The sequence below is a fragment of the Arthrobacter sp. 2RAF6 genome, from assembly GCF_052115205.1.
Classification (GTDB): Bacteria; Actinomycetota; Actinomycetes; order Actinomycetales; family Micrococcaceae; genus Arthrobacter.
Map to the genome: position 1 here is coordinate 34,431 of NZ_JBFRGF010000021.1, position 21,731 is coordinate 56,161.

At 63.9% G+C, this 21,731-nt stretch carries 22 protein-coding genes; 10 read left to right on the forward strand and 12 right to left on the reverse strand.

The genetic code is table 11. The annotated features are described in order from the left end of the window. Nucleotides 1–41 precede the first annotated feature (41 nt). Nucleotides 42–890, forward strand: coding sequence for a sulfurtransferase (locus AB4Z38_RS15400; protein WP_441430508.1), 849 nt, complete (start codon nucleotides 42–44; stop codon nucleotides 888–890). A 101-nt stretch (nucleotides 891–991) separates the two neighbouring features. Here the strand turns inward: AB4Z38_RS15400 and AB4Z38_RS15405 are convergent, their stop codons facing one another. The 7 genes from AB4Z38_RS15405 to AB4Z38_RS15435 all read right to left on the reverse strand — a co-directional run bounded on the left by AB4Z38_RS15405 (nucleotide 992) and on the right by AB4Z38_RS15435 (nucleotide 8,581). After that, nucleotides 992–1,771, reverse strand: coding sequence for an enoyl-CoA hydratase (locus AB4Z38_RS15405; RefSeq protein ID WP_441430509.1), 780 nt, complete (start codon nucleotides 1,769–1,771; stop codon nucleotides 992–994). A 50-nt stretch (nucleotides 1,772–1,821) separates the two neighbouring features. After that, nucleotides 1,822–2,742, reverse strand: coding sequence for a 3-hydroxyisobutyrate dehydrogenase (gene mmsB, locus AB4Z38_RS15410; RefSeq protein ID WP_284981895.1), 921 nt, complete (start codon nucleotides 2,740–2,742; stop codon nucleotides 1,822–1,824). Next, nucleotides 2,735–3,781 carry an enoyl-CoA hydratase/isomerase family protein gene (locus AB4Z38_RS15415; protein WP_441430510.1) on the reverse strand — a complete coding sequence of 349 codons (1,047 nt, stop codon included), beginning with the start codon at nucleotides 3,779–3,781 and terminating at the stop codon, nucleotides 2,735–2,737. The genes mmsB and AB4Z38_RS15415 overlap by 8 nt, the downstream gene beginning before the upstream one ends. Next, entirely contained in the window at nucleotides 3,781–5,280 is a 1,500-nt protein-coding gene (locus AB4Z38_RS15420; protein WP_441430511.1) for a CoA-acylating methylmalonate-semialdehyde dehydrogenase, read from the reverse strand. Before AB4Z38_RS15420 ends, AB4Z38_RS15415 begins: the two co-directional genes overlap by 1 nt. 146 nt (nucleotides 5,281–5,426) lie before the next feature. Further along, nucleotides 5,427–6,821 (reverse strand): cryptochrome/photolyase family protein, encoded by a 1,395-nt coding sequence (locus AB4Z38_RS15425; RefSeq protein ID WP_441430512.1) that lies wholly within the window; start codon nucleotides 6,819–6,821, stop codon nucleotides 5,427–5,429. A gap of 82 nt (nucleotides 6,822–6,903) precedes the next feature. Continuing rightward, the gene (locus AB4Z38_RS15430) at nucleotides 6,904–7,575 is read right to left on the reverse strand and encodes a fasciclin domain-containing protein (protein ID WP_441430513.1); all 672 of its coding nucleotides are present in this window, start codon (nucleotides 7,573–7,575) and stop codon (nucleotides 6,904–6,906) included. 214 nt (nucleotides 7,576–7,789) lie between these two features. Continuing rightward, nucleotides 7,790–8,581 carry an IclR family transcriptional regulator gene (locus tag AB4Z38_RS15435; RefSeq protein WP_441430514.1) on the reverse strand — a complete coding sequence of 264 codons (792 nt, stop codon included), beginning with the start codon at nucleotides 8,579–8,581 and terminating at the stop codon, nucleotides 7,790–7,792. A gap of 209 nt (nucleotides 8,582–8,790) precedes the next feature. Between AB4Z38_RS15435 and AB4Z38_RS15440 the strand changes: the two genes are divergently transcribed. The 3 genes from AB4Z38_RS15440 to AB4Z38_RS15450 are packed head-to-tail and all read left to right on the forward strand — an operon-like array spanning nucleotide 8,791 to nucleotide 11,456. Then, nucleotides 8,791–9,507: a CoA transferase subunit A gene (locus tag AB4Z38_RS15440; RefSeq protein ID WP_441430515.1), complete on the forward strand. Its 717-nt coding sequence runs from the start codon at nucleotides 8,791–8,793 to the stop codon at nucleotides 9,505–9,507. Nucleotides 9,508–9,534: 27 nt separating this feature from the next. Beyond that, entirely contained in the window at nucleotides 9,535–10,227 is a 693-nt protein-coding gene (locus AB4Z38_RS15445) for a CoA transferase subunit B (RefSeq protein WP_441430516.1), read from the forward strand. Then, the gene (locus tag AB4Z38_RS15450; RefSeq protein ID WP_441430517.1) at nucleotides 10,224–11,456 is read left to right on the forward strand and encodes an acetyl-CoA acetyltransferase; all 1,233 of its coding nucleotides are present in this window, start codon (nucleotides 10,224–10,226) and stop codon (nucleotides 11,454–11,456) included. The genes AB4Z38_RS15445 and AB4Z38_RS15450 overlap by 4 nt, the downstream gene beginning before the upstream one ends. A 128-nt stretch (nucleotides 11,457–11,584) precedes the next feature. Here the strand turns inward: AB4Z38_RS15450 and AB4Z38_RS15455 are convergent, their stop codons facing one another. Next, the gene (locus AB4Z38_RS15455) at nucleotides 11,585–12,286 is read right to left on the reverse strand and encodes a FadR/GntR family transcriptional regulator (RefSeq protein WP_441412867.1); all 702 of its coding nucleotides are present in this window, start codon (nucleotides 12,284–12,286) and stop codon (nucleotides 11,585–11,587) included. Nucleotides 12,287–12,476: 190 nt separating this feature from the next. Here AB4Z38_RS15455 and AB4Z38_RS15460 point away from each other — a divergent pair, with 190 nt between their 5' ends. The 6 genes from AB4Z38_RS15460 (at nucleotide 12,477) to AB4Z38_RS15485 (ending at nucleotide 18,274) form a co-directional block, all read left to right on the forward strand. Then, nucleotides 12,477–13,796, forward strand: a complete 1,320-nt coding sequence (locus tag AB4Z38_RS15460) for an MFS transporter (RefSeq protein ID WP_441430518.1) — start codon at nucleotides 12,477–12,479, stop codon at nucleotides 13,794–13,796. After that, nucleotides 13,793–15,088, forward strand: a complete 1,296-nt coding sequence (locus tag AB4Z38_RS15465; protein WP_441430519.1) for a CaiB/BaiF CoA transferase family protein — start codon at nucleotides 13,793–13,795, stop codon at nucleotides 15,086–15,088. Before AB4Z38_RS15460 ends, AB4Z38_RS15465 begins: the two co-directional genes overlap by 4 nt. Further along, nucleotides 15,085–15,876, forward strand: coding sequence for an enoyl-CoA hydratase/isomerase family protein (locus AB4Z38_RS15470; protein WP_441430520.1), 792 nt, complete (start codon nucleotides 15,085–15,087; stop codon nucleotides 15,874–15,876). Before AB4Z38_RS15465 ends, AB4Z38_RS15470 begins: the two co-directional genes overlap by 4 nt. Before the next feature lie 57 nt (nucleotides 15,877–15,933). Continuing rightward, nucleotides 15,934–16,500, forward strand: coding sequence for an HdeD family acid-resistance protein (locus AB4Z38_RS15475; protein ID WP_441430521.1), 567 nt, complete (start codon nucleotides 15,934–15,936; stop codon nucleotides 16,498–16,500). Nucleotides 16,501–16,564: 64 nt separating this feature from the next. Further along, nucleotides 16,565–17,371: an exodeoxyribonuclease III gene (locus tag AB4Z38_RS15480; RefSeq protein WP_441430522.1), complete on the forward strand. Its 807-nt coding sequence runs from the start codon at nucleotides 16,565–16,567 to the stop codon at nucleotides 17,369–17,371. A gap of 33 nt (nucleotides 17,372–17,404) precedes the next feature. After that, nucleotides 17,405–18,274 (forward strand): hypothetical protein, encoded by an 870-nt coding sequence (locus AB4Z38_RS15485; RefSeq protein ID WP_441430523.1) that lies wholly within the window; start codon nucleotides 17,405–17,407, stop codon nucleotides 18,272–18,274. 29 nt (nucleotides 18,275–18,303) lie between these two features. On the opposite strand, the gene AB4Z38_RS15490 is transcribed toward AB4Z38_RS15485, so the two are convergent. From AB4Z38_RS15490 to AB4Z38_RS15505, 4 genes are all read right to left on the reverse strand, one after another. Then, nucleotides 18,304–19,362: a LacI family DNA-binding transcriptional regulator gene (locus AB4Z38_RS15490; RefSeq protein ID WP_441430524.1), complete on the reverse strand. Its 1,059-nt coding sequence runs from the start codon at nucleotides 19,360–19,362 to the stop codon at nucleotides 18,304–18,306. 119 nt (nucleotides 19,363–19,481) lie between these two features. After that, complete coding sequence (locus tag AB4Z38_RS15495; protein WP_441430525.1) at nucleotides 19,482–19,754, reverse strand: hypothetical protein; 273 nt, start codon at nucleotides 19,752–19,754, stop codon at nucleotides 19,482–19,484. Next, on the reverse strand, nucleotides 19,751–20,626 hold the full coding sequence (locus AB4Z38_RS15500; RefSeq protein WP_441430526.1) for a carbohydrate ABC transporter permease: 876 nt from the start codon (nucleotides 20,624–20,626) through the stop codon (nucleotides 19,751–19,753). The genes AB4Z38_RS15495 and AB4Z38_RS15500 overlap by 4 nt, the downstream gene beginning before the upstream one ends. Next, a complete protein-coding gene (locus tag AB4Z38_RS15505) occupies nucleotides 20,623–21,645 on the reverse strand; it encodes a carbohydrate ABC transporter permease (protein ID WP_234752745.1) in 1,023 nt (340 codons plus the stop codon). Before AB4Z38_RS15505 ends, AB4Z38_RS15500 begins: the two co-directional genes overlap by 4 nt. Nucleotides 21,646–21,731: the final 86 nt, after the last annotated feature.

Consider the following 21,731-nt stretch of genomic DNA (forward strand, 5'->3'; position numbering starts at 1 on the left):
TTCGTATATCAAATAATGAGACTCCCATATAGCATTGAGCCATGCAGAGTACAGCAGTGGAACCTTTTGTCGATCTCGAATGGTTATCTCAAAACCGTCGCCGCGTGGTTCTGGCCGATGTGCGCTGGTACCTCGACGGGCGCTCGGGCCGGGAGGCGTACGACGGCGGGCACATCCCCGGCGCCGTTTTTGTCGATCTCGATCGCTGGCTATCGGCCGAGGGATCGCCACTCGAAGGAAGGAACCCGCTGCCCGCGGCGAGTGATTTTGCCTTTGGGATGCGGGAATCGGGAATCAGCGACGACGACATCGTTGTGGCGTACGACGACGCCGGCGGGGTCATCGCTGCACGCTTGGTCTGGATGCTGCGCGCCACGGGCCACAGCTCGGCCATTTTGGATGGCGGGATGGCCAGCTATGAAGGGTCCTTGGAAACCGAACATCCTTCGAGGCCCGCAGGTAACTTCACCGCAGAACCGTGGCCCGGCGATCGTCTGACGGAGATCCACGAGCTCTCGATCGAAGCGAACCTCGTAGTCGACGCACGCAATCGCGACCGCTTCGAAGGCAGGCAGGACCCCATCGATCCAAGGCCCGGGCACGTACCCGGCGCGAGGAACGTCCCGTGCAGGGAGAACCTGGACCCCGACGGGAAACTGCGCGGCAAGGCCGAGTTGCTGCGCATCTTCGCCGCGGCAGGCATCTCGTCGGCCGAGAACGTGATCAGCTATTGCGGTTCCGGAATAACGGCTTGCCACAATCTTTTGGCCCTTGAGCACGCTGGCCTTGGACACGGCAGACTCTTCACGGGCGGTTGGTCCCAATACGGCCACGCGCTCGAATTCCCGGTCGAGCTCGGTCCCGCGACTGGGCCATCCACTGCTGAGTAAGTGCCGTTTTGGGCCCCCAAAACGACGCTGGGCCCACGCCGGCAGGGTTCCCTGGCCGAGCTTGCGAGGTTAGGGCGCCGGTGGGGAGCAATCGATGTGAATCAAAGGTGCTTGAACTCCGGCTGGCGCTTCTCGGTGAACGCCGCCATGCCTTCCTTCTGGTCCTCGGTGGCGAACAATGAGTGGAAGATCCGGCGCTCAAACAAAACACCCTGGGACAGGCCGGTTTCGAAGGCTGCGTTGACGGCTTCCTTGGCCACCATGGCTACCGGTTTGGACTTCGACGCGATCACTTCGGCGGCCTTCAAGGCCTCCTCCACCACGGAATCGGCCGGCACGACGCGGGAAACAAGTCCTGCCCGCTCGGCTTCCTCGGCGTCCATGAACCGCCCCGTGAGGATCATGTCCATCGCTTTGGCCTTGCCCACGGCACGGGTCAGCCGCTGCGAGCCACCCATGCCCGGAATGACACCGAGGTTGATTTCCGGTTGACCGAACTTGGCGTTGTCCCCGGCAATGATGAAATCGCACATCATGGCAAGTTCACAGCCCCCGCCGAGGGCAAAGCCGGACACCGCGGCAATCACGGGAATGCGCAGGCGCGTGAGGTTTTCCCAGGCGCGGAACCAGTCGGCGGCATACATTTCCATGTACCCCTTGGATGCCATCTCCTTGATGTCGGCGCCGGCCGCGAAGGCCTTCTCCGAGCCGGTGATCACCACGGCTCCCACCCCGGGATCCGAATCCATGTCCGACACGGCCGCCACGATCTCATTCATGGTGGCCTGGTTCAACGCATTGAGTGCCTTCGGCCGGTTCAGGGTCACCAAGCCCACCCGTCCACGGAGTTCCACCAGGATGTTTTCGTACTGCTGCGCCAAGCCGTGCCCCTTTTGTCTGTTGCTCAGGAAGAATAACGTACCCGCCAAGGCTACTTGGCGGACTTGTCCCGGATGTCGGTGATGATGCCGGAGAAATCGCGCCCGGCTCCGCCTTCGGCCGCGAAAGCATCGTAGATCTGCGACGCCAAGTGCCCCATTTGCCCGTCCACTCCGGTGCTCTCAAGCGCGTTGACCGCGAGCCGGAGGTCCTTCGCCATGAGCGCGCCGGCGAACCCGGGCTGGTAGTCGCGGTTGGCCGGGCTCGTGGGAACCGGTCCGGGAACCGGGCAATTGGTGGTCAGCGCCCAGCACTGCCCCGAGGCGTTGGAAGCGACATCGAACAACGCTTGGTGCGTCAGGCCCAGCTTCTCGCCCAGGACGAATGCCTCACTGACGGCAATCATGGAAACGCCCAGGATCATGTTGTTGCAGACCTTGGCGGCTTGCCCGGCTCCGTGGTCACCGCAGTGCACGATCCTCCGGCCCATGAGTTCCAGGATCGGCTTCACTGTTTCGAAGTCCTCGGGCAACGCCCCCACCATGAAGGTCAGGGTTCCTGCTTCGGCGCCCACCACACCTCCGGAAACAGGCGCGTCCACGGAGCGGTGGCCGGCCTCCAGGGCAATGGCGGCGGCCTCGCGGGCCTCGTCAACGTTGATGGTGGAGCAGTCCAGGAACAGTGTATTCGGCGCAGCTACCGAGAGCAGGCCCGGCGCTCCGTCCACTCCCCGGTAAGCGTCCAGGACGTGCTTGCCGCTGGGCAGCATGGTCAGGACAACGGAGGCGCCGGCAACGGCCTCCGGAGCGGAATCCACCGTCGCAATGCCGTGTTCACGGGCTGCTTCAAGCGCTGCCGGTACGGGATCGTACGCGACTACTTGATGCCCTGCCTTGACAAGGTTCACGGCCATGGGACCGCCCATGTGGCCAAGGCCAAGGAAAGCGATGGTGCCGGAAACTGCGTCAGACATGGTCGGACTCCTTTGAATGAAGTTTGAGTTCACGGTCGCCTAGCGAGGCGAAGAAGCCTTCGACGGCGGCCGGCGACACCTCCGCCAGGGAAGCTGGCTTCCATTGTGGGTTGCGGTCCTTGTCCACCACTTGGGCGCGGATGCCCTCCCGGAAATCCGGCCCGGCCAGGCACCGCACGCCAACACGGTATTCCTGCTCCAAGGCCTCCTCGAGCGAGAGTTCCCGGACGCGCCGCAACGATTCCAGGGTGACTTTCACGGCTGTAGGCGACTTCGCCTCGATCGTATCCGCGGCCGCAGCGGCGTCCCCGCCAGCGGCACGGAGCCTGGCGACGATTTCCTCGGCGTCGTCGGAAGCGTAGGCATCATCGATCCACTCGCGCTGGCCAGACAGTGCCGAGGCCGGCGGTTCCCGAACAAAGCTCCCGACGGCGGCCTCCGCCGTCGAGCTTTCCAACGCTTCCGCGAGCGCGGGCAGGCTTTCGGACGGGACGAAGTGGTCCGCGAGCCCCAGGAACAGGGCATCGGCCCCGCTCAAGTGGGCGCCCGTGAGGGCTGCGTGGGTACCAGACTCGCCCGGTGAGCGGGACAGCAGAAGGGTCCCGCCGACGTCGGGCACAAAACCAATCGTGGTTTCCGGCATGCCGGTACGGGTCCGCTCGGTGACCACACGGACCGAACCGTGGGCGGAGATCCCGACGCCGCCGCCGAGGACCAGCCCGTCCATGAAGGCCACATAGGGCTTCGGGTACCGGGCAATGAGCGAGTTCAAGCGGTACTCCGCGGCCCAGAAGTCCGCGGTCTGGTCTCCGCGGCGCAGGATATCGTCGTAGATCGCCACGATGTCTCCACCCGCGCACAGTCCCCGGTCCCCGGCGCCGTGCACCAAAACCGTCTTGACGGCGTCGTCGTCCGCCCAGGCGGTGAGCTGATCCAGCATGGCGTGCACCATCCCGGCGGTGAGGGCGTTGACGGCCTTGGGTCGGTTCAGCGTGATGACGCCGAGGTGGCCGCGCTTCTCGAACAGGACCTCGGCCATTAGCTGCCGGCCGGCATCACGAAGCTGGCGCCCTGGCGGATGCCGGAGGGCCAACGGGTGGTGACCGTCTTGGTCTTGGTGTAGAAGCGGAAGGCGTCCGCACCATGCTGGTTGAGGTCGCCAAAGCCCGAGGCCTTCCAGCCGCCGAAGGTGTAGTAGGCAATCGGGACTGGAATGGGAACGTTGATGCCCACCATGCCCACTTCGACGCGGCTCGCGAAGTCGCGGGCAGCGTCGCCGTCGCGGGTGAAGATCGCGACGCCGTTGCCGAACTCGTGCTCGGAACAGAGCCGCAGTGCTTCTTCGTAGTCGGCTGCGCGGAGGACGCTCAGGACCGGGCCGAAGATCTCCTCCTTGTAGATGGACATGTCCTTCGTGACGTTGTCGAAAAGGGTCGGGCCAACCCAGAAGCCTCCGGCGTAGCCGTCCACCTTCAGGTCGCGTCCATCGGTGACGAGCGTGGCGCCTTGGTCGACGCCCGCTTGGATGTACCCCTCGATACGATGTTTCGCCGAGGCGGCCACTACAGGACCGAAGTCCGAATCCGCGGCCAGGCTGGGTCCCACCTTCAAGCCCTTGATGCGGGCCTGCAGCTTGGAGACGAGCTGGTCCGCTGTCTTCTGGCCAACAGGGACAGCCACCGAAATCGCCATGCAACGCTCCCCGGCGGAGCCGAACCCGGCACCGATAAGGGCATCCGCGGCCATGTCGAGATCGGCGTCGGGCATGATCACCATGTGGTTCTTGGCGCCGCCAAAGCACTGGGCGCGCTTCCCATGGGCCGCGGCCGTGGCGTAAATGTACTGGGCAATCGGCGTGGACCCGACGAAGCCGATGGCCTTCACCCGTGGATCCTCAAGGAGGGTATCCACGGCTTCTTTGTCGCCGTTGATGACGTTGAAGACGCCGTCCGGCAATCCCGCCTCGGTGAAAAGTTCTGCCAGACGCAGCGGCACGGACGGGTCGCGCTCCGAAGGCTTGAGGATGAAGGCATTGCCGGCAGCCAGGGCGGGGCCGGACTTCCAGAGTGGAATCATGGCCGGGAAGTTGAAAGGCGTAATGCCCGCGACCACCCCAAGGGGCTGGCGCAGTGAGTGGACGTCGATGCCCGTGCCGGCGTTGTCCGAGAATTCACCCTTGAGCAGGTGCGGGGCACCGGCGGCGAACTCCACCACCTCGATGCCACGCTGGATGTCACCTTTGGCATCGGGGAAGGTTTTGCCGTGCTCGGAGGAAAGGAGCGTAGCGAGTTCGTCCATGTGTTCGTTGACCAGGTCCACGAACTTCAGCAGGATCCTGCCGCGGCGCTGCGGGTTCATGGCGCCCCATTCGAGCTGGCCTTTCTCCGCGCTCGCAATGGCGTTCCTGACCTCGTCGGCACTGGCCAGGGGAAGCCGTGCCTGAACCTCGCCCGTGCAGGGATTGTAGACGTCGCTGAATCGCGGGGAGGTCCCGTCGACTCTTTGGCCGTCGATGTAGTGGGAAAGTTCGCGCACCATGGAATGCTCCTTTGCATAGGGGGAATGCCCGCCATCGGCCTCGAAAGCACATGTCCAACTGCACTCCGGGACGTCTTTGATCCCGAATATACTCGGACTTCCTACTAATTTCTAGAGGACTTCAGTTGCTGCCCAGGTGGCCCGGCTCAACGCGGCAGCGAGGCGTAGGCCTCCAGCGCCTCCCGACGCGAGGCCTTAAGGTCCACCACCGGCTCCGGATAGTCGGCCGTGGTCAGTTCCGGGATCCATTGGCCAGCGTAGCTGCCGTGGGGATCGAATTTCGCTGCCTGGGTCTCCGGATTGAAGATCCTGAAGAAGGGCGAGGCGTCCGCGCCGGAACCGGCTACCCACTGCCAGTTCGCGGGATTGGACGCAGGATCTGCATCCACCAGGGTGTCCCAGAACCATTGCTCGCCCACTTGCCAATGGATGCCGAGGTTCTTGACGAGAAGGCTGGCGGAAACCATGCGGACCCGGTTGTGCATCCATCCTGTATGCCACAATTGCCGCTGGCCGGCGTCCACCAAGGGGAAGCCGGTGCGGCCCTCCTGCCATGCCCGAAGGAGGGTGGCGGCCTGCTGGGAGTCGGTTTCCTGGGCGGCGCTATCCTCACCACCCGGCCAAGCCCACGGATAGTGGTCGAACCTGGGCCGCAAATTGGCCGTTGCCAGGTCCGGGTGATGGAAGTATTGGTGCCAGCAGAATTCACGCCACCCGAGTTCCGAGGCGAAGACAGCCGCGCCGTCGCCCAGTTCCCGCGGCCGGCCCTGCTGGGCATGCCACACCTCGAACGGGCTAAGTTGCCCCCAGCGCAGGAAGGGCGACAACCGGCTACTGCCCGACAGGTCCGGACGATCCCGGTTCACCGAATAGTCCGCCAGCCCGTGCTCCACGAAGTCGTCAAGAAGCTCATGCGCCTGGGCCGAACCCGGCTCCCAGCTCTCGGACAATCCGGCAGACCAATCGGGGTCCCGCGGCAACAGTCCCCACGTGTCCAAACCCTCGGACCCGGGGAGCCGGCCGGAGAATCCCCGGCCCGGTTCCGGAGCTTCCAGCGGTTCACGGAAATCCAACCCGGACACGGTCCGCCAAAAAGGCGTGAAGACCTTGAAGGGTCCGCCTTGCTTCGTGGTGACGGCCCACGGTTCGTGCAGCAAGGAGGCCCGGAAACTCTCCGCGTGCATCCCGGACTCGCGCGCCCAGACCTTGATGCCGGCGTCGAGCGTTCGCTCTGCCTCGCCGTAACGGCGGTTCCAGTACAGCGATCCGGAACCCATCGCCGTCGCGGTTTCCCGGACAATCTCCGTCGCCGGTCCACGGCGCAGCACGAGCGGTACGCCCAAGGCGGCGAGGTCCTCGCGAAGGGTGAGCAGGGAATGATGCAGCCACCAGCGGGAAGCGCCGCCGAGCGGCCTGATTCCCGGCGATTCCTCGTCGAAGACATAAAGCGCGACGGCGGCCCCTTCGTCGGCCGCCGCCCGCAGCGCCGGGTTGTCCGTGGCCCGGAGGTCGTCCCGGAACCACACGATTGACGGCTTCACTCATCCCCCTCGGGTTTACTGCACAGGTCATGCCCCTAAGACGAATCCTAAGGGGCATGACCTGTGCCTAATCTCCTGAGATCTATTTCGGCATCAGGACGCTGTCAACCAGGTACACCGTCGCGTTGGCCGTGTGGACGCCACCGCAGATCACGGCGGAGCCTCCGTCAACTTTCAGTGCATCTTTGGTTCCCGTAACGGTCACCGAGTCGCCTTCAACCGTCTTGTGGGTGCCCACGATCTGGTCCGGGGTCAGCTGGCCGGGGATGACGTGGTAGGTGAGGATCTTGCTCAGGAGAGCGTCGTCGGTCTTGAGGCTGTCGATGGTGGCAGCGGGGATCTTTGCGAAGGCGCTGTCCACAGGAGCGAAGACGGTGAACTGGCTGCTGTTCAGCGTGTCCACCAGATTCACCTTGGGGTTCAGCTTGCCGGACACAGCGGCCGTGAGGGTCTTGAGCAACGGATTGTTGGAAGCGGCCACGGCTACGGGGTCGAGAGCCATGCCGGCAACAGAACCTGCACCGCTGGGAACCTGGGAGGCGTAACCTGCGCAGCCCGGGCCGACGAGGTCTTTAGTCGGGTCCATCGCGGCGCTTGCCGAGGCGGAGGGGGCCGCCGCCATCGTGGACGACGAGCCCGGAGCCGCCGACGACGGTGTAGCCGTTGAGGCGGAGCCGCCACAAGCCGTGAGGCCCAGCAGTGCGGAAGCGGCGAGGCCGGCGATCGCAAAAGACGTGCGCTTTGTAGAAAGCATGACATTTCTCCTTCAAACGGACTGACATTCGGTGCCAGTTGATTCCGGCGTGAAAGCACTTCACCCTTGCGGGCTGAGTCCTTATGCCAGCTATTCGGAGGTGCGGGCTGCAGGGATGGGTGAATTTCAAAACTTAATGTGGATACCCCTCAAGGACTGACCACTTTTGGGAGCCTCCGACGCCGGATGGCGGCATTCGTTCCGACGTTGCGGCTCAAAGGTGGTCGGTTCTTGCGGAGCTCATGCGGTGGGCTTCTTCCATGAGCAACTTGCCGAGGAATTCCTGGCGTTCAGGACGGAATCGCGGCTCGATGCCCGTGAGGGATAAAGCGCCGACTGGCCGGCCCAGTTGGTCGAAGACGGCAGCCGCCATCCCCCAGCTGCCTTCGAGGACCAGACCGGGATTCACCGAGTACCCGGTCATTCGGGTCTGCACAAGGTTCCGGCGCACCACGCTCTCCGTGTGGCCAGTTGCGAAGTCCCCCGCATGCCGTTCCCAGCCGGACAGGATCACTTCTTGTTCTTCATCCGGCAGGAACGCCATGATTGCCGTGCCGGCCGACGCCACTCCGAGCGGGAACCTGACGCCCTCGTGCAAGACGAAGGAGCGCACGGGGAAGCTGCCTTCTTCGCGGAGCACGCACACGGTTTCGTGGCCACGACGAATGGAATAGAAGGCACTTTCCCCGCTCTCCTCGGCCAGGCGGCGCAGGCTGGGCCGGGCCAGGTCCTCAAACGGGAACCGCGCCGCCGCCACCGACCCCAACAGGAAAATCTCGGGCCCCAGGATCCAGTTGCCGGTCCGCTGGTCGTGGTCCAGCAGGCCCTCGGCGGCGAGGGACGCGAGCAAGCGGTGCACCGTCGGGCGGGTCAGTCCGGACTCGCGGACCAGGCCGGCGATGGACATGCCCTCCGGTTTGCGTCCCACGAGCCGGAGGAGTGCGGCGACCCGAGCCACGACTTGGGCGCCTTGGACCGGCTTGATTTGCGGTTGCTGCGTCGGCAATCCGATCTCCTCTCAAAGATATCCTCCACAATGTGGACACTTCCAAGACTAGCGTCCACACTGTGCGAGTTCTGCGCTAGTGGTCATGCCACGCCATTGACCCTCCGCACCGGGCCACCTTAAGCTCCTTTTCAGACCGTTAGCTCAGTCCCGTGTCCACAAAGTGGATAGCCGCTGAGCGACCCTACTCAAAGACGAGGACAAAAGCCATGGCCAAAATCCAGCCCAGCGCAGCCGTCGCACTACAGGACGTCCTGCGCGACGGCCAGACCCTCGCCGTCGGAGGTTTCGGGCTCAGCGGCATCCCCGCCGACCTGATCGACGCCGTCCGCGATTCGGGCGTCAAGGACCTGACCGTGGTCTCCAACAACATGGGCATTGACGGCAAGGGCCTTGGCGTCCTCATCGAAACGGGCCAGGTCCGCAAGGTTATCGCTTCCTACGTCGGAGAAAATAGACTCTTCGCTGAGCAGTACCTCTCCGGCCGGCTCGAGGTCGAATTCGCTCCCCAGGGCACCCTGGCCGAGCGCCTCCGCGCCGGGGGTGCCGGCATCCCCGCCTTCTACACGCGGACCGGTGTCGGAACCCTGGTTGCCGCGGGCAAGCCGCTCGAAGAGTTCGACGGCGTCACGTACGTCCGCGAGCGCGGGATCGTCGCCGACGTCGCGCTGGTCCACGCGCACACCGCGGACACGGACGGCAACCTGATCTACCGCTATACGGCCCGGAACTTCAACCCCGTGGTGGCGACGGCGGGAATCGTGACCATCGCGGAGGCCGAAGTGATCGTGGAGCCCGGCGAATTGGACCCCAACCACATCGTGACACCCGGGGTCTACGTCCAACGGCTGGTCCAGGCAAGCGGCCGGACCAAGGACATTGAGCAGCGCACAGTCCGGCCCCGCGCTGAAGCCCTGACCGTCTAAGCACCCACCAGCGAAGGAGCACCACCCATGGCATGGACCCGCGACGAAATGGCCGCCATTGCGGCCCAGGAACTCAACGACGGCGATTACGTCAACCTCGGCATCGGCATTCCCACCCTTGTTGCCAACCACCTGCCCGACGGCGTACGGGTTGTCCTGCAGAGCGAGAACGGACTGCTCGGCATGGGGCCCTTCCCTCATGAAGGGGAGGAAGACGCCGACCTGATCAACGCCGGCAAGCAGACCGTCACGGTCCTGCCCGGCGGCAGCATCTTCGACTCCGCGACGTCTTTCGGCATGATCCGCGGCGGACACGTCAAGGTTGCCATCCTCGGCGCCATGCAGGTTTCCGGCAACGGCGACCTCGCCAACTGGACCATTCCGGGAAAGATGGTCAAGGGCATGGGCGGCGCCATGGACCTGGTCGCCGGCACCCCGCGCGTCGTGGTCCTCACTGAGCACAATGCCAAGGACGGGAGCGCCAAGATCGTCCGGGAATGCACACTGCCGCTGACAGGCCTCAGCTGCGTGGACCGCATTGTCAGCGACCTCGCGGTGTTCGATCTTGTGCGGAACGTACAAGAAACAGACGGCGGGCGGCAGCTCACGCTGACCCGCCTCGCCCCCGGGGTCACCGTGGAGGAGCTCCGCGAGAAGACCGAGGCAGCATTCGACGTCGCATTGGAAACCACCCCTGCATTGGAAGGAACACTGGCATGAGCCTGAAAGACCAGTTCGGCAAAGATGTCCTCCTCACCGGATGGGGACACAGCAAGTTCGGCAAACTCACGGACGAGACGCTGGAGTCCTTGATCGTCCAGGTGTCCACGGAGGCCGTCCGGAACTCGGGCCTCGAGCCACGGGACATCGACGAGATCTACCTCGGCCAGTTCAACTCAGGCATGCAGCCCCTGGGATTCACGTCCTCGCTGGCCCTCCAGCTGTCTGAGGATCTTGCCAATGTGCCCGCAACGAGAACCGAAAACGCCTGCGCTTCCGGTTCCGCAGCATTCCAACAGGGTGTGAAGGCCGTCTTGGCCGGCACTGCCCGCAACGTCCTGGTGATCGGGGCCGAAAAGATGACCGACGCGGGAGCCGACGTCGTAGGAGCGGCCCTGCTCGGGGCCTCCTACGAAATGGCGGGCAAGGCCTCCACTACCGGTTTCACGGGGCTGTTCGCCGAGGTGGCCAAGCACTACGAAAAGCGCTACGGAACTGGCATTCCTGGTTCTGGCATCGAAGGCTCTGGTTTAGCCGGCGGCCTGGGCGACATCCTCGGTTCCATCGCCGCCAAGAACCACCACAACGGCATGGACAACCCCTACGCGCAGATGCACAGGGACTTCGGCGAGGAGTTCTGCCGGACGGTTTCCGAGAAAAATCCCATGGTTGCCGAACCGCTGCGCCGCACCGACTGCTCCCCCGTGTCCGACGGCGCCGCCGCCGTCGTGCTCTCCCTCGGCCCGGCGTCGGGCGCTGCTACGGACCCGGTACGGTTTGCGGGATTCGGGCATGCGAACGACTTCCTCCCGGCAGAGCGCCGCGACCCCACGGAGTTCGCCGCCACGCGGGTCTCCTGGGAGCGCGCGCTGGGGATGGCCGGCGTCGGGATCGAGCGCCTGGACTTCGCTGAGGTGCACGATTGCTTCACGATCGCCGAACTGATCATGTACGAGGCCATGGGACTGACGCCGCGCGGCGAGGGATCCCGGGCGGTGCAGGAAGGCTGGGTCTACAAGGACGGGAAGCTGCCGATCAATGTGTCGGGCGGACTCAAGGCCAAGGGCCACCCCGTGGGCGCAACAGGCGTATCGCAGCACGTCATCGCGGCCATGCAGCTCACGGGCACCGCGGGAGCCATGCAACTGCCCAACGCCCGCCGCGGAGCCGTGCAGAACATGGGCGGAGTTGGCATCGCGAACTACGTGAGCGTGCTGGAGGCCATTTAGAGGCCCCGCCGTTCCTGACCTTCCTTGAATCGCAACAGGGGGCGACACGCCGAATGATAGGCGCGTCGCCCCCTGTTTTTGTGGCCAAAGAAGGTCGGGGAAGGTGGATGCCTGCTGTCAGCCGAATGTCACTTCAGTAGTTCGACGTCGGAGACAAGCTCGATGTGCGTCAGCATGGCTTCCGCTGCTGCTTCCGGGTCCTGGGCCCGGATCGCGTCTGCTATCTTGCGGTGGGACGCGAGCGATTGCTCGGGCCGTCCCGGCTGTCCCAGGGATTCCAGGCGTGTTTCGAGGATCATTTCCGCGATGAAGGTCATGAGCTGCGCCATGACTGATGAATGTGCCGCAGCCGTGACCGCCTGGTGGAAGAGTTCGTCGCCGTGCAGGCCTTTGCCTCCGTCGGCAATCTCATCGGCCATCACCTGCAGCGCAGAGTCGATCGCCTCCATTTCGGCCTCGGTGCGCCTGACCGCGGCGAGGCCGGCGAGTTTCACTTCGAGGGTGCTTCGGGCCTCGACGATCTCGGGAAGCCTGTTTCTGTGTTCCCTGAGGCTTTTGATCACCGTGGCAATGCTGGGCCGGTATACGAGGACGGCGCCGGTGCCATGTTGCACGTCGATGACGCCCAGAACCTCCAGTGCCACGAGTGCCTGGACCAGTGTGGCCCTGGATACTCCGAGCCGCTCTGCCAGATCGCGTTCGGCCGGCAACAGATCACCCGGCCCCAGCTGGGCGGACTCGATGTAACCAAGGAGTTGCGTCACGAGCTGTTCGTACAGGCGGGGCCTGGAAACACGCGCCAATGGGTCAGATGGTGCAGTCTCGCGCACGTATGCCTCCTCACATCGTTCTCTGGGTTATAAGAATACACGGAGGAGTATTGACAAGGTCACTCACTGTACTAGAGGCTAGTCCAGTGATCCTTTCATCGACATCACATCAGATTCTTAGGCGCCTGGCCGCAACCGCAAATACCCCGACCGGACACGACGTCCGGAACATCAGACCAATGGAGTGATGATGACTTTTCAACAAGTAACCCGGGAGCAGGCCGTACGGCGTGCCACCGTGGCCAGCGTGGTTGGAACAACAATCGAGTGGTACGACTTTTTCCTTTACGGAACTGCGGCTGCCCTGGTTTTTCCGCAGTTGTTCTTTCCGGGCCAGTCCGCCTTTGCGGGTATTCTGGCGGCCTTCGGCACCCAGTTTGTCGGCTTCGTGGCCCGTCCGGTCGGGGCTGCGATCTTCGGCCACTTCGGTGACCGTATCGGCCGTAAGACCACCCTGATGGCAACGCTGTTCCTGATGGCCTTCGGCACGGTACTGATCGGCATCCTTCCCACGTATCAGGGCATCGGTGTCGCCGCTCCCGTCCTGCTGGTTCTGCTGCGGATCATCCAGGGCATCGGCGTCGGCGGGGAATGGGGCGGATCCGTCCTGCTCAGCATGGAATGGGGAAGCCAGCAGAAACGGGGCCTGTCCGCGTCCTGGCCGCAGATCGGGGTGCCGCTCGGCCTTGTTCTGTCCACGGGAGTTGTGCGTCTCACCTCGGCAGTCACGGGCACAGAAGGATTTGCCGCTTTCGGTTGGCGGATTCCCTTCATTCTGAGCATTGTGCTGATCGGCGTCGGCCTCTTTGTCCGGCTGCGCGTTGTTGAGAGCCCGGAATTCGAGGCTGTCCGCCTGTCCAAGAAGGTTCTCAAGAACCCGGTATTGGAAGCCATCAGGCGTCAGCCGAAGCAGATCCTGCTCTCGGCCCTGCTGCGGACGTCCGAGCAGGCGCCGTTCTACCTGTTCATCACCTTCGTGCTCACCTACGCCACGAAGCAGTTGAAATTGAACAGCAACTCCATTTTGGACGACACCCTGATCGCGGCCGCACTGGGACTGATCAGCATTCCCGTGTTCGGGCGGCTCTCGGACCGCTTCGGCCGCCGCCGGGTGTACGGGACCGGCATTGTCCTGACCGCGCTGTTCGCTTTCCCGTACTTCGGGCTGCTCAACACCGGCAACGCGCTTCTGGTCGGGGTGGCCGTGATCGTGAGCCTGCTCCTGCACGATATCCAGTACGGGCCACAGGCAGCACTGATTGCGGAGAGTTTCGATCCAGACATCCGCTACACGGGTGCGGGCATGGGCTACCAGCTCGCCAGCGTCGTTGCCGGCGGCCCGGCACCCCTGATTGCCGCCGCCCTTCTGGAGCACTACGGGAACTCCACAGCCATCTCCATCTACATCATCATCTGCACCGTCATCAGCATGGCCGCCCTGATCCTGCTGCCCAAGGCCGCGCACGCCCTGGCCGCCACAACCCCGAAAGCCGTAGGAAAAACCGTATGAGCATCCAAAAAGAAAGCATGCAGGATACGACTGCCCGCAGTGCCGGTCCTCGGGAACCAGCCGCGGACCTGCTCCCCCTCACGGCACCCTCCGAGGAGGTGTCCGGCGGAGCCCTGCAGGATCTGTTGGTGCTGGACCTGACCCGGATACTCTCTGGACCCTTCGCCACCATGACCCTGGCGGACCTCGGCGCTGACGTGATCAAAATCGAACAGCCCGGCCAGGGCGATGACACCCGCCAGTGGGGCCCGCCCTTCCAAGGCGAAGAAGCGGCCTACTTCCTCTCCGTCAACCGCAACAAGCGCAGTCTTGCCGTTGACCTGAAATCAGCCGAAGGCCTGGCCGCCGTACGCCAACTGGCTCTGAAAGCGGATGTGCTGGTGGAGAATTTCCGCCCCGGCACGGCGGCCCGCCTGGGCCTGGGCTACGAAGAACTGTCCGCGCAGAACCCGGGGCTCGTTTACGCGTCCATCAGCGGCTACGGACAGACCGGCCCGGATGCCCTGCGTGCCGGTTACGACGCGATCGCCCAGGCCCGAAGCGGCATCATGAGCGTGACCGGCGAAGCAGACGGCCCGCCGGTCAGGGTCGGCGTCAGCAGCGCCGATCTCGTCGCCGGCATGTGGGCGACCATCGGCATCCTGGCCGCACTGCACGAGAAAAAGCGCACCGGGGCCGGCCAGTGGGTCGACATCAGCCTGCTCGACGGCTCCGTCTCCTGGCTGACGTATGTTTCCAGCGGATACTTCGCCAGCGGCGAGACACCCAAACGCTACGGTTCAGCGCACCCCACCATCGCCCCGTACCAGGCATTTGCCACCGCCGACGGGTTCGTGATGGTCGCCGTGGGAAACGACGGATTATGGAGACGCTTCACCACCGCCCTGAACCGCGAAGATCTGGCCGCCGACGAGCGGTTCGCGAGCAACCCGTCCAGGGTCGCGCACCGCACCACCCTCATCCCCCTCCTCGAGGAGATCATGCTCACCCGGACCACCGACGAATGGGTACAGGCCCTCGACCTGGCCGGCGTACCAGTCGGCCCCATCCAGACCGTCGATCAAGCCCTCAAAGACCCCCAGGTCATCGCACGAGGCATGGTGGCCGAACTGCAGCACCCCACCGTCGGGGCACTGAAAATGGTCGGCTGTCCGGTCCGGCTCACCCGCACCCCCGCCTCCATCAGGACCGCCCCACCCCTGCTGGGCCAGCACACGGATGACATCCTGTCCGGCCTTGGCTTCAACACAAACCGCATTGCCTCCCTGCGCGAGGCCGGTGCAGTCCAATGACCTCACCAAGCCCGGCAGAGCTGGATACCATGACCCTCGACGACTCCGGGTCCGTGGCGACCCTGACCATCGGAACAGGCCAACGCTTCAACGCCCTCGGACAGCAGGAATGGGAAACCCTGGAACGCGCCGCCACCTCACTGGCAGAACACGAAGCGCTCAAAGCCGTTGTCGTCAGGGGCCGGGGGGGCGTGTTCTGTTCCGGCTCGGACCTGCGGGAATGGGAAGGCACCTCCCCCCACACTGTCAGCGCCAGCTTCGCCGGCATGGAAGCAGCCCTGCAAGCCATCGAAGATCTTCCCGTCCCCACCGTCGCCGCAGTGGAAGGCTTCGCAACCGGGGCAGGATGCCAACTCGCACTGGCCTGCGACCTTCAACTCATGAACCACTCCGCCAAAATCGGCATGCCCATCGCCCGACTGGGCCTGCTGGTGCCGGCGACCTTCGCCAACCGAATGTCGCTGCGGATCGGCCCGTCGAGGACCAAAGACCTGCTCTACGGCGGACGGCTGCTCACCGCGCAGGAAGCCAACGAAATCGGCCTCATCACCACAGTTGTAGATGACGACGACGTCGACGCGGCACTAGGAGAACTCCTCACCCGCTGGGACGGTCTTTCGGCCGCATCACTACGGGCCTCCAAAGCCGCCGTGGATCTTGGGTTGAGCCCGGTGGCTCAACCCGCCCGGCATGCGCCACAAGGCCCCGCATCCGACCCGCAGGAATTCGCCTGGCGGGTGAGCTCCTTCCTGCACCGCCATCTGAAGGGGAAGCCCCGCCCGTCCTGAGCAAATCAATCACGCGTTCCTATGTCGCATTGAATGGCATTGGATTAAAGTGGCACTATGTCCGACACCGCAGGACGCAAGTTGTTTCAGCATTCAGGAACGGCGCTCATCTTCCGGGGAGCCTTGGCCCTTCTCTTGGCCTTCCTGGTCGCTTCCCTGCCGGTCGCCACGGTGTTTGCCCTCGTCTACGTGTTCGGCGTCTTCGCCATCACCGACGGACTTACCAATATGGCCCACTACTTCTACGATCCTGCGCGCCATTCCCGCTGGAGCATGATTGGCGGCTTCATCTCCGTCGCGACCGGCCTCGTGGCCGTTTCGTGGCCGGGCATCACCGCTGCGGCACTGGGCGTCCTGATAGGAGCATGGGCCCTGGTCCTCGGCATTTCGCAAATCATCCTTGCCATGGACACCAGGACGACGGTCAGGGCTTGGTGGATCTGGATGCTGACAGCGTTGGTCACTACTTTGTTTGGGCTTTTCGTGCTCGTCAATCCCGGAGCCGGATTCCTGGGCGTGGTGGCGCTGCTCGCGACATACGCCGCGGTCAGCGGTGTTCTGTTGATCGCCTCCGGCATCAAGCTCCGCAGGCGCGCCTCTTCTTCGGTGATGCTCGCCCACTAGTCCCCGCGGTAGCAATCCACCCCAGGGGGATGCGCCAGGGCCCAAGTTCGGTAAGTTAGTGGCTGTGAAGATAGCTACCTGGAATGTGAATTCGCTCCGCGCACGTGCCGACCGCGTCGAGGCTTGGCTGCAGCGCAGTGACTGCGACGTCCTGGCCATGCAGGAAACCAAGTGCAAGGACGACAACTTCCCGTGGGAGCTCTTCGAGCGCATGGGCTACGAGGTTGCCCACTTCGGCCTGAGCCAATGGAACGGCGTCGCGATCGCCTCGCGTGTAGGGCTCGACGACGTTGAGCGCACCTTTGTTGACCAGCCGGCCTTCGGAAAAGCCGGCAAGGATCCTGTCCAGGAAGCCCGCGCCATTGCCGCAACATGTGGCGGGGTCCGGGTGTGGAGCCTGTACGTTCCCAACGGCCGTTCCCTGGACGACGAACACATGCCGTACAAGCTCAAGTGGCTGGACACCCTGAAGGGCCACGCCGCCGGGTGGATCACGGAGAACCCCGAGACCCCAGTGGCTCTCATGGGCGACTGGAACATCGCGCCGCTGGACGAGGATGTCTGGGACATCGACTACTTCCGGTCAAACGCGCTCACCCACGTCAGCGAACCCGAACGCGAGGCCTTCCGGGCGTTCGAAGCGGCCGGCTTCACCGACGTCGCCCGCGCTTACACCCCGGGTCCCGGCGTCTACACCTATTGGGACTACACGCAACTGCGGTTCCCCAAGAAGGAGGGCATGCGCATCGACTTCGTCATGGCCTCCCCCGCGCTGGCCGCCCGCGTCACCGGGGCCTCAATCGACCGCGAGGAACGCAAGGGCAAGGGCGCCTCGGACCACGCTCCCGTGATCGTGGAGCTTACGGACTGAGCAGCAACAATTAACGGAGGAGGCGGGCCCGCAATGAGCGGAAAGCTATACGGGAGCCAGGCAGGGCTGCCCTTCTCTTCAGCGTTGCGCGTGTACGAACCGCTCGAGGCGTTCCCCGAGGACCAGCGGCTGCAGCTCGTGGCGAGCGGTACCCGCAGCGGTTCGCGGGCCGCCGTCGAAAACGCCGAGCTGCTCGCTTCCCTCGGACGGGTCACCCGCAAGGGCGGGGACCCTTTCCCCACCGGCAGCACCGATCTGGTCCGCATCACGCGGGTTCCTTCCGGAGACCGGAGCGACCCCGACGCCGGGCGGCTGCTTTACTGCCCCAGCCAACTGGTCATCCGGGCAGGATTGGCGGCCAACGCCCTCATGGAAGGTATCCACGGACCGCTCGCGGACCTGCTCATCCCCGTGGACCAACGCGACCGGCACCAGGCACGCATCGACCGCATCAACGCCAGCCACGACGCGAAACGCGTGCACACAAGGGCCTCCACCTGGGGCATCCCCTTCAGCTGGTTCTCTCTGTTCCAGGAATCGGACCGCAAGGATGTCGTGGAATCCGGCGGCCGCATCCTGACCGTCAGGGTCTGGGCCTCCCTGACGGATGCCTTGGACCGCGCACGTTTTGCCGTTGCCAACCTCGCCCTCGCCGCCCCGGACCTGGACATGCTGGACGACCTCACCCAGCTCACCGAGTGGCTCGAGTTGTTCCATGTGCAGTCAATGGTCGAGCTGGACTACGGCGCGGTGGCGGACAAGGTGTACCCGGACGAGTCGCCCATGGATGTCAGGCTCGGCATCGAGTGCCTGGCCGAGGGGGACATGACAGGAGCGGCTGCGGCTTATCGCAGGCTGGCTTCACGCTGGATCCCCATCAGGCAGTTGGCCCGGGCTTCCTAGCTTCTGGGCTTCCTAGTTCCTGGGCCGAACTAGTCCCTGGGGCGAGGCGGTGCGGTGGTTTCACGCACGATGAGCCGGTGCGGTGCTTTCATGGACCGCACGGAACCTGCGGCCCCGGCCAATTCGTCCAACAACATGCGCGTGCCCAGTTGGCCTTGTTCAACGGGGTCCTGGGCCACCGTTGTCAGGCCCATGGCCTCGGCGAATTCATGGTTGTCAATGCCGATGATGGACAAGTCTTCCGGTACGCGGACGCCGCGGCGCCTCGCCTGCAACATGGCGCCCATGGCCATTTCATCGGAAGCACAGAAGATCGCCGTCGGTTTGGGTCCGGGCTTGCTCCAGAGCTCGTCGAAGGCTTCCTGGCCGCTGCCCACGGTGAAGTTTCCGAAAATGTCCCATTCCGGAGGCATGGAGAAGCCAGCGCTCGTCATGGCATCCGTGAAGCCGTCAACCCGGAGTCGCGGCACGGTGAAGTTCAGGTCGGAATCGTCCTGGCCGTGGAGCAGCGCGATCTCGCGGTGGCCGAGGTTCAACAGATGCATGGTTGCTTCCACCGAGGCGGCGTAATCGTCGATCCCGATGCTGGGGCAATCCTCCACCGGACCGCCGACAATCACCAAGGGGATTTCGATCCTTTGGAGATCGGCGATTTCCTCGGGAGTCAGGGACATACAGAGGACCAGGAGTGCATCGATCTGCTTGTAGACCATCGTCTTGCTGAAGAGCCGTTCCCGCGCTCCGCGCTGCCCGCCCAAGTTGAACAGGGAGAGGTTGTAGCCGCGAGCATGGAGCTCGCGGTCTACGCCCTCGATCGCCTTGAAGAAGAACCAACGGTCCACGTAAGGGGCCAGGACACCGATCGTCCTGGTGCGGCCTGTGGCCAGTCCCGAAGCGGACGACGACGCCACATACCCGAGTTCTCCGGCAACCCGGAGGATCTTTTCCCGGGTGGCAGGAGACACCCGGGGAAGGCCGCGCACTGCGCGGGAAACGGTGGCGGTGGAAACGCCTGCGGCCTGTGCAACGTCTTCGATGCTGGCTCCTGCGTGGCCGCCACGCTGGGACCGTTCACTAGTTTTTGCCACTCAAGCCCCCTCAAAGAATCCGTGCGGAAGCCGGGGGTTCCTTCCCAGACGGCAGATAACCAGCGTATTCCGCCAGGTTGCCCTCCGCCGATTCCGCGCTACTTATTTCCGCTCGCTGCTCACGTGATGCGCCTGGATGTCCGCGCCGGGAGCCGCCGGCGAAGCCGAAGCATCCCCCACAGTGCCAGCAAGACTGCCAGGAGGCCCAGGGCCCAGCCCAGTGCGGGCTGGGCCGCGAGCTCGGCGGCGACGGTGATGACCAGCAGGACCAAGGCCCAAAAGCCGAGGAAACCTATCACGAGGTCGAAATCTTCCGCCGATTTCACTCGCGAGTGCTGCTCCTTGGCCGGGCCGCCGAGGGACGGCCCGGCCGAATCCGGAGTTTGCGTCATTTGACAGCGCCGGCTGTCAGGCCCGCCACGATCTTGCGCTGGAAGATCAGCACGAGGATCACCAGCGGAATCGTCACAACCGTGCCGGCTGCCATGACCGCGGTGTACGGCTCCTGGTGGGCCTGGGCACCGGCGAAGTAGGCGATAGCCACCGTGACGGTCTTGGTCTGGTCATTGGACAGCTGGCTCGCGATGAGGAACTCATTCCACGAAGCGATGAACGCCAGGATTGCAGTGGTGAAAACAGCTGGCGCAGCAAGCGGCATGATCACCTTGCGGAATGCCTGGCCCTGCGTGCAGCCATCAATTCGAGCTGATTCTTCCAGCTCCCACGGCATTTCCCGGAAGAAGGACGTCAAGGTGTAAACCGTCAGAGGGAGCACAAACGAGATGTTCGGAATGATCAGCGCCTGATATGTGCCGTACCAGCCGATGTTGGTGAACAGCTGGAACAACGGCGTCACCAAGGCTACGCCCGGGAACATGGATGCCCCGAGGACAAAGCCGAGGACCAGGAACTTGAAGCGGAATTCAAGCCTGGACAAGGCGTACGCCGCGAACACCCCGAAAAGCAGGGCAACTACGGTGGTTACCCCTGCGACGAAGAGCGAGTTCAAGAGGTTCCGGCCGAAGTGGTTGCCCAGGCTTTCAGAGAACACCGTGTTGAAGTTGTCCCAGGTGACGTGGGTGAAGAAAGGCGTCGAATCGAAGGTATATCCAACGTCGCGGAATGCGGTCACGATCATCCAGTAGAAGGGAATCAAGCACCAGATGAAGATGAGGGCTGCGCTGATGTAGGTGCGCCCGCTCGCCCAGCGTTCCCGCCGTCGGGCAGCTGTCTTGGGCGCGGAGTCAATGCTCACGGCGGTCATTTTTCCTGCCCCTTGGTGGTCTTGGGTGTGGCTGAGGCGACTGCGTTGGCTCCCAGGAAGCGAACGAAGATGAACGCAACGAGGAAGATGATCAAGAAGGTGATGGTGGACAAGGCCGCTGCTGAGTTGAATCCCTGACGGATCTGGTCAACCACCAGGATGGACAACGTTGTTGTGCCGTTCGAGCCCTGGGTCATGATGGCCGGGAGGTCATACATGCGCAGTGCGTCAAGGACACGGAACAGGACGGCCACCATGAGCGCCGGCTTCACCAGCGGCAAGGTGATCTGGGTGAAACGCTGCCATGCCGAGGCACCGTCGACCTTGGCGGCTTCGTACACTTCCGCCGGAATGATTTGCAGGCCAGCCAAGATCAGCAAGGCCATGAACGGCGTCGTCTTCCAAACGTCTGAAATGATGATCGCCCAACGGGCTGGCCACTCGCTGCCCGTCCACAGGATTGCCGTGCCAAAGAGCTTGTTGGCGATTCCGTCGAAAGCGAAGATGAAGAACCACAACTTCGCGGTCACGGCAGTTGGAATGGCCCACGGAACCAGGACAGCAGCACGAAGGGCGCTGCGGCCGCGGAAAGTCCGGGCCATGATGACGGCCATCCAGAACCCGAGAACAGTCTCCAACACAACGGTGACCGCCGTGAAGAAGAACGTCGTTCCAACGGCGCTCCAGAATTGGGCGCCAAGTGTGCCGGGTGCACAGGCAGCTGAGCCACACTGCTGGGCCAACCAGTGGACAAAGTTATCGAAGCCGGCGGGTCCGCCCTGGACGAAGACCTTGGTCACCGGATCCAGGCCCTGGTCCTTCTGGAACGCCATGATAATCGCGTTGACCACCGGATACACGATGACAACGGCAAGCAATACCAAGGCGGGGGAAATCAACCAGAACGCCCACCGGCCTTGAGACGTGGCCGCCCGGTCCTGTCCTACTTCTTTTTGAACTTTTTTGGTTTTGGGGCTTGGTGTCTCTGGCGCCCGTTTGGGCTGCGCAAGGGTGGACATTTCCCCTCCTTCCGGAAATTGATAGCGTGCCCCTCGGGCGACCGTACGCTTGAAGCGCCAGCCGCCCGAGGTTCACTGGAGGTGTC

Bases quoted from the DNA above. Each gene is read 5' to 3' on its own strand.
- AB4Z38_RS15400 (WP_441430508.1), top strand. From the start codon at position 42: ATGCAGAGTACAGCAGTGGAACCTTTTGTCGATCTCGAATGGTTATCT.
- mmsB (WP_284981895.1), bottom strand. From the start codon at position 2,742: ATGTCTGACGCAGTTTCCGGCACCATCGCTTTCCTTGGCCTTGGCCAC.
- AB4Z38_RS15415 (WP_441430510.1), bottom strand. From the start codon at position 3,781: ATGGCCGAGGTCCTGTTCGAGAAGCGCGGCCACCTCGGCGTCATCACG.
- AB4Z38_RS15420 (WP_441430511.1), bottom strand. From the start codon at position 5,280: ATGGTGCGCGAACTTTCCCACTACATCGACGGCCAAAGAGTCGACGGG.
- AB4Z38_RS15430 (WP_441430513.1), bottom strand. From the start codon at position 7,575: ATGCTTTCTACAAAGCGCACGTCTTTTGCGATCGCCGGCCTCGCCGCT.
- AB4Z38_RS15440 (WP_441430515.1), top strand. From the start codon at position 8,791: ATGGCCAAAATCCAGCCCAGCGCAGCCGTCGCACTACAGGACGTCCTG.
- AB4Z38_RS15445 (WP_441430516.1), top strand. From the start codon at position 9,535: ATGGCATGGACCCGCGACGAAATGGCCGCCATTGCGGCCCAGGAACTC.
- AB4Z38_RS15450 (WP_441430517.1), top strand. From the start codon at position 10,224: ATGAGCCTGAAAGACCAGTTCGGCAAAGATGTCCTCCTCACCGGATGG.
- AB4Z38_RS15460 (WP_441430518.1), top strand. From the start codon at position 12,477: ATGACTTTTCAACAAGTAACCCGGGAGCAGGCCGTACGGCGTGCCACC.
- AB4Z38_RS15465 (WP_441430519.1), top strand. From the start codon at position 13,793: ATGAGCATCCAAAAAGAAAGCATGCAGGATACGACTGCCCGCAGTGCC.
- AB4Z38_RS15470 (WP_441430520.1), top strand. From the start codon at position 15,085: ATGACCTCACCAAGCCCGGCAGAGCTGGATACCATGACCCTCGACGAC.
- AB4Z38_RS15475 (WP_441430521.1), top strand. From the start codon at position 15,934: ATGTCCGACACCGCAGGACGCAAGTTGTTTCAGCATTCAGGAACGGCG.
- AB4Z38_RS15485 (WP_441430523.1), top strand. From the start codon at position 17,405: ATGAGCGGAAAGCTATACGGGAGCCAGGCAGGGCTGCCCTTCTCTTCA.
- AB4Z38_RS15495 (WP_441430525.1), bottom strand. From the start codon at position 19,754: ATGACGCAAACTCCGGATTCGGCCGGGCCGTCCCTCGGCGGCCCGGCC.
- AB4Z38_RS15500 (WP_441430526.1), bottom strand. From the start codon at position 20,626: ATGACCGCCGTGAGCATTGACTCCGCGCCCAAGACAGCTGCCCGACGG.
- AB4Z38_RS15505 (WP_234752745.1), bottom strand. From the start codon at position 21,645: ATGTCCACCCTTGCGCAGCCCAAACGGGCGCCAGAGACACCAAGCCCC.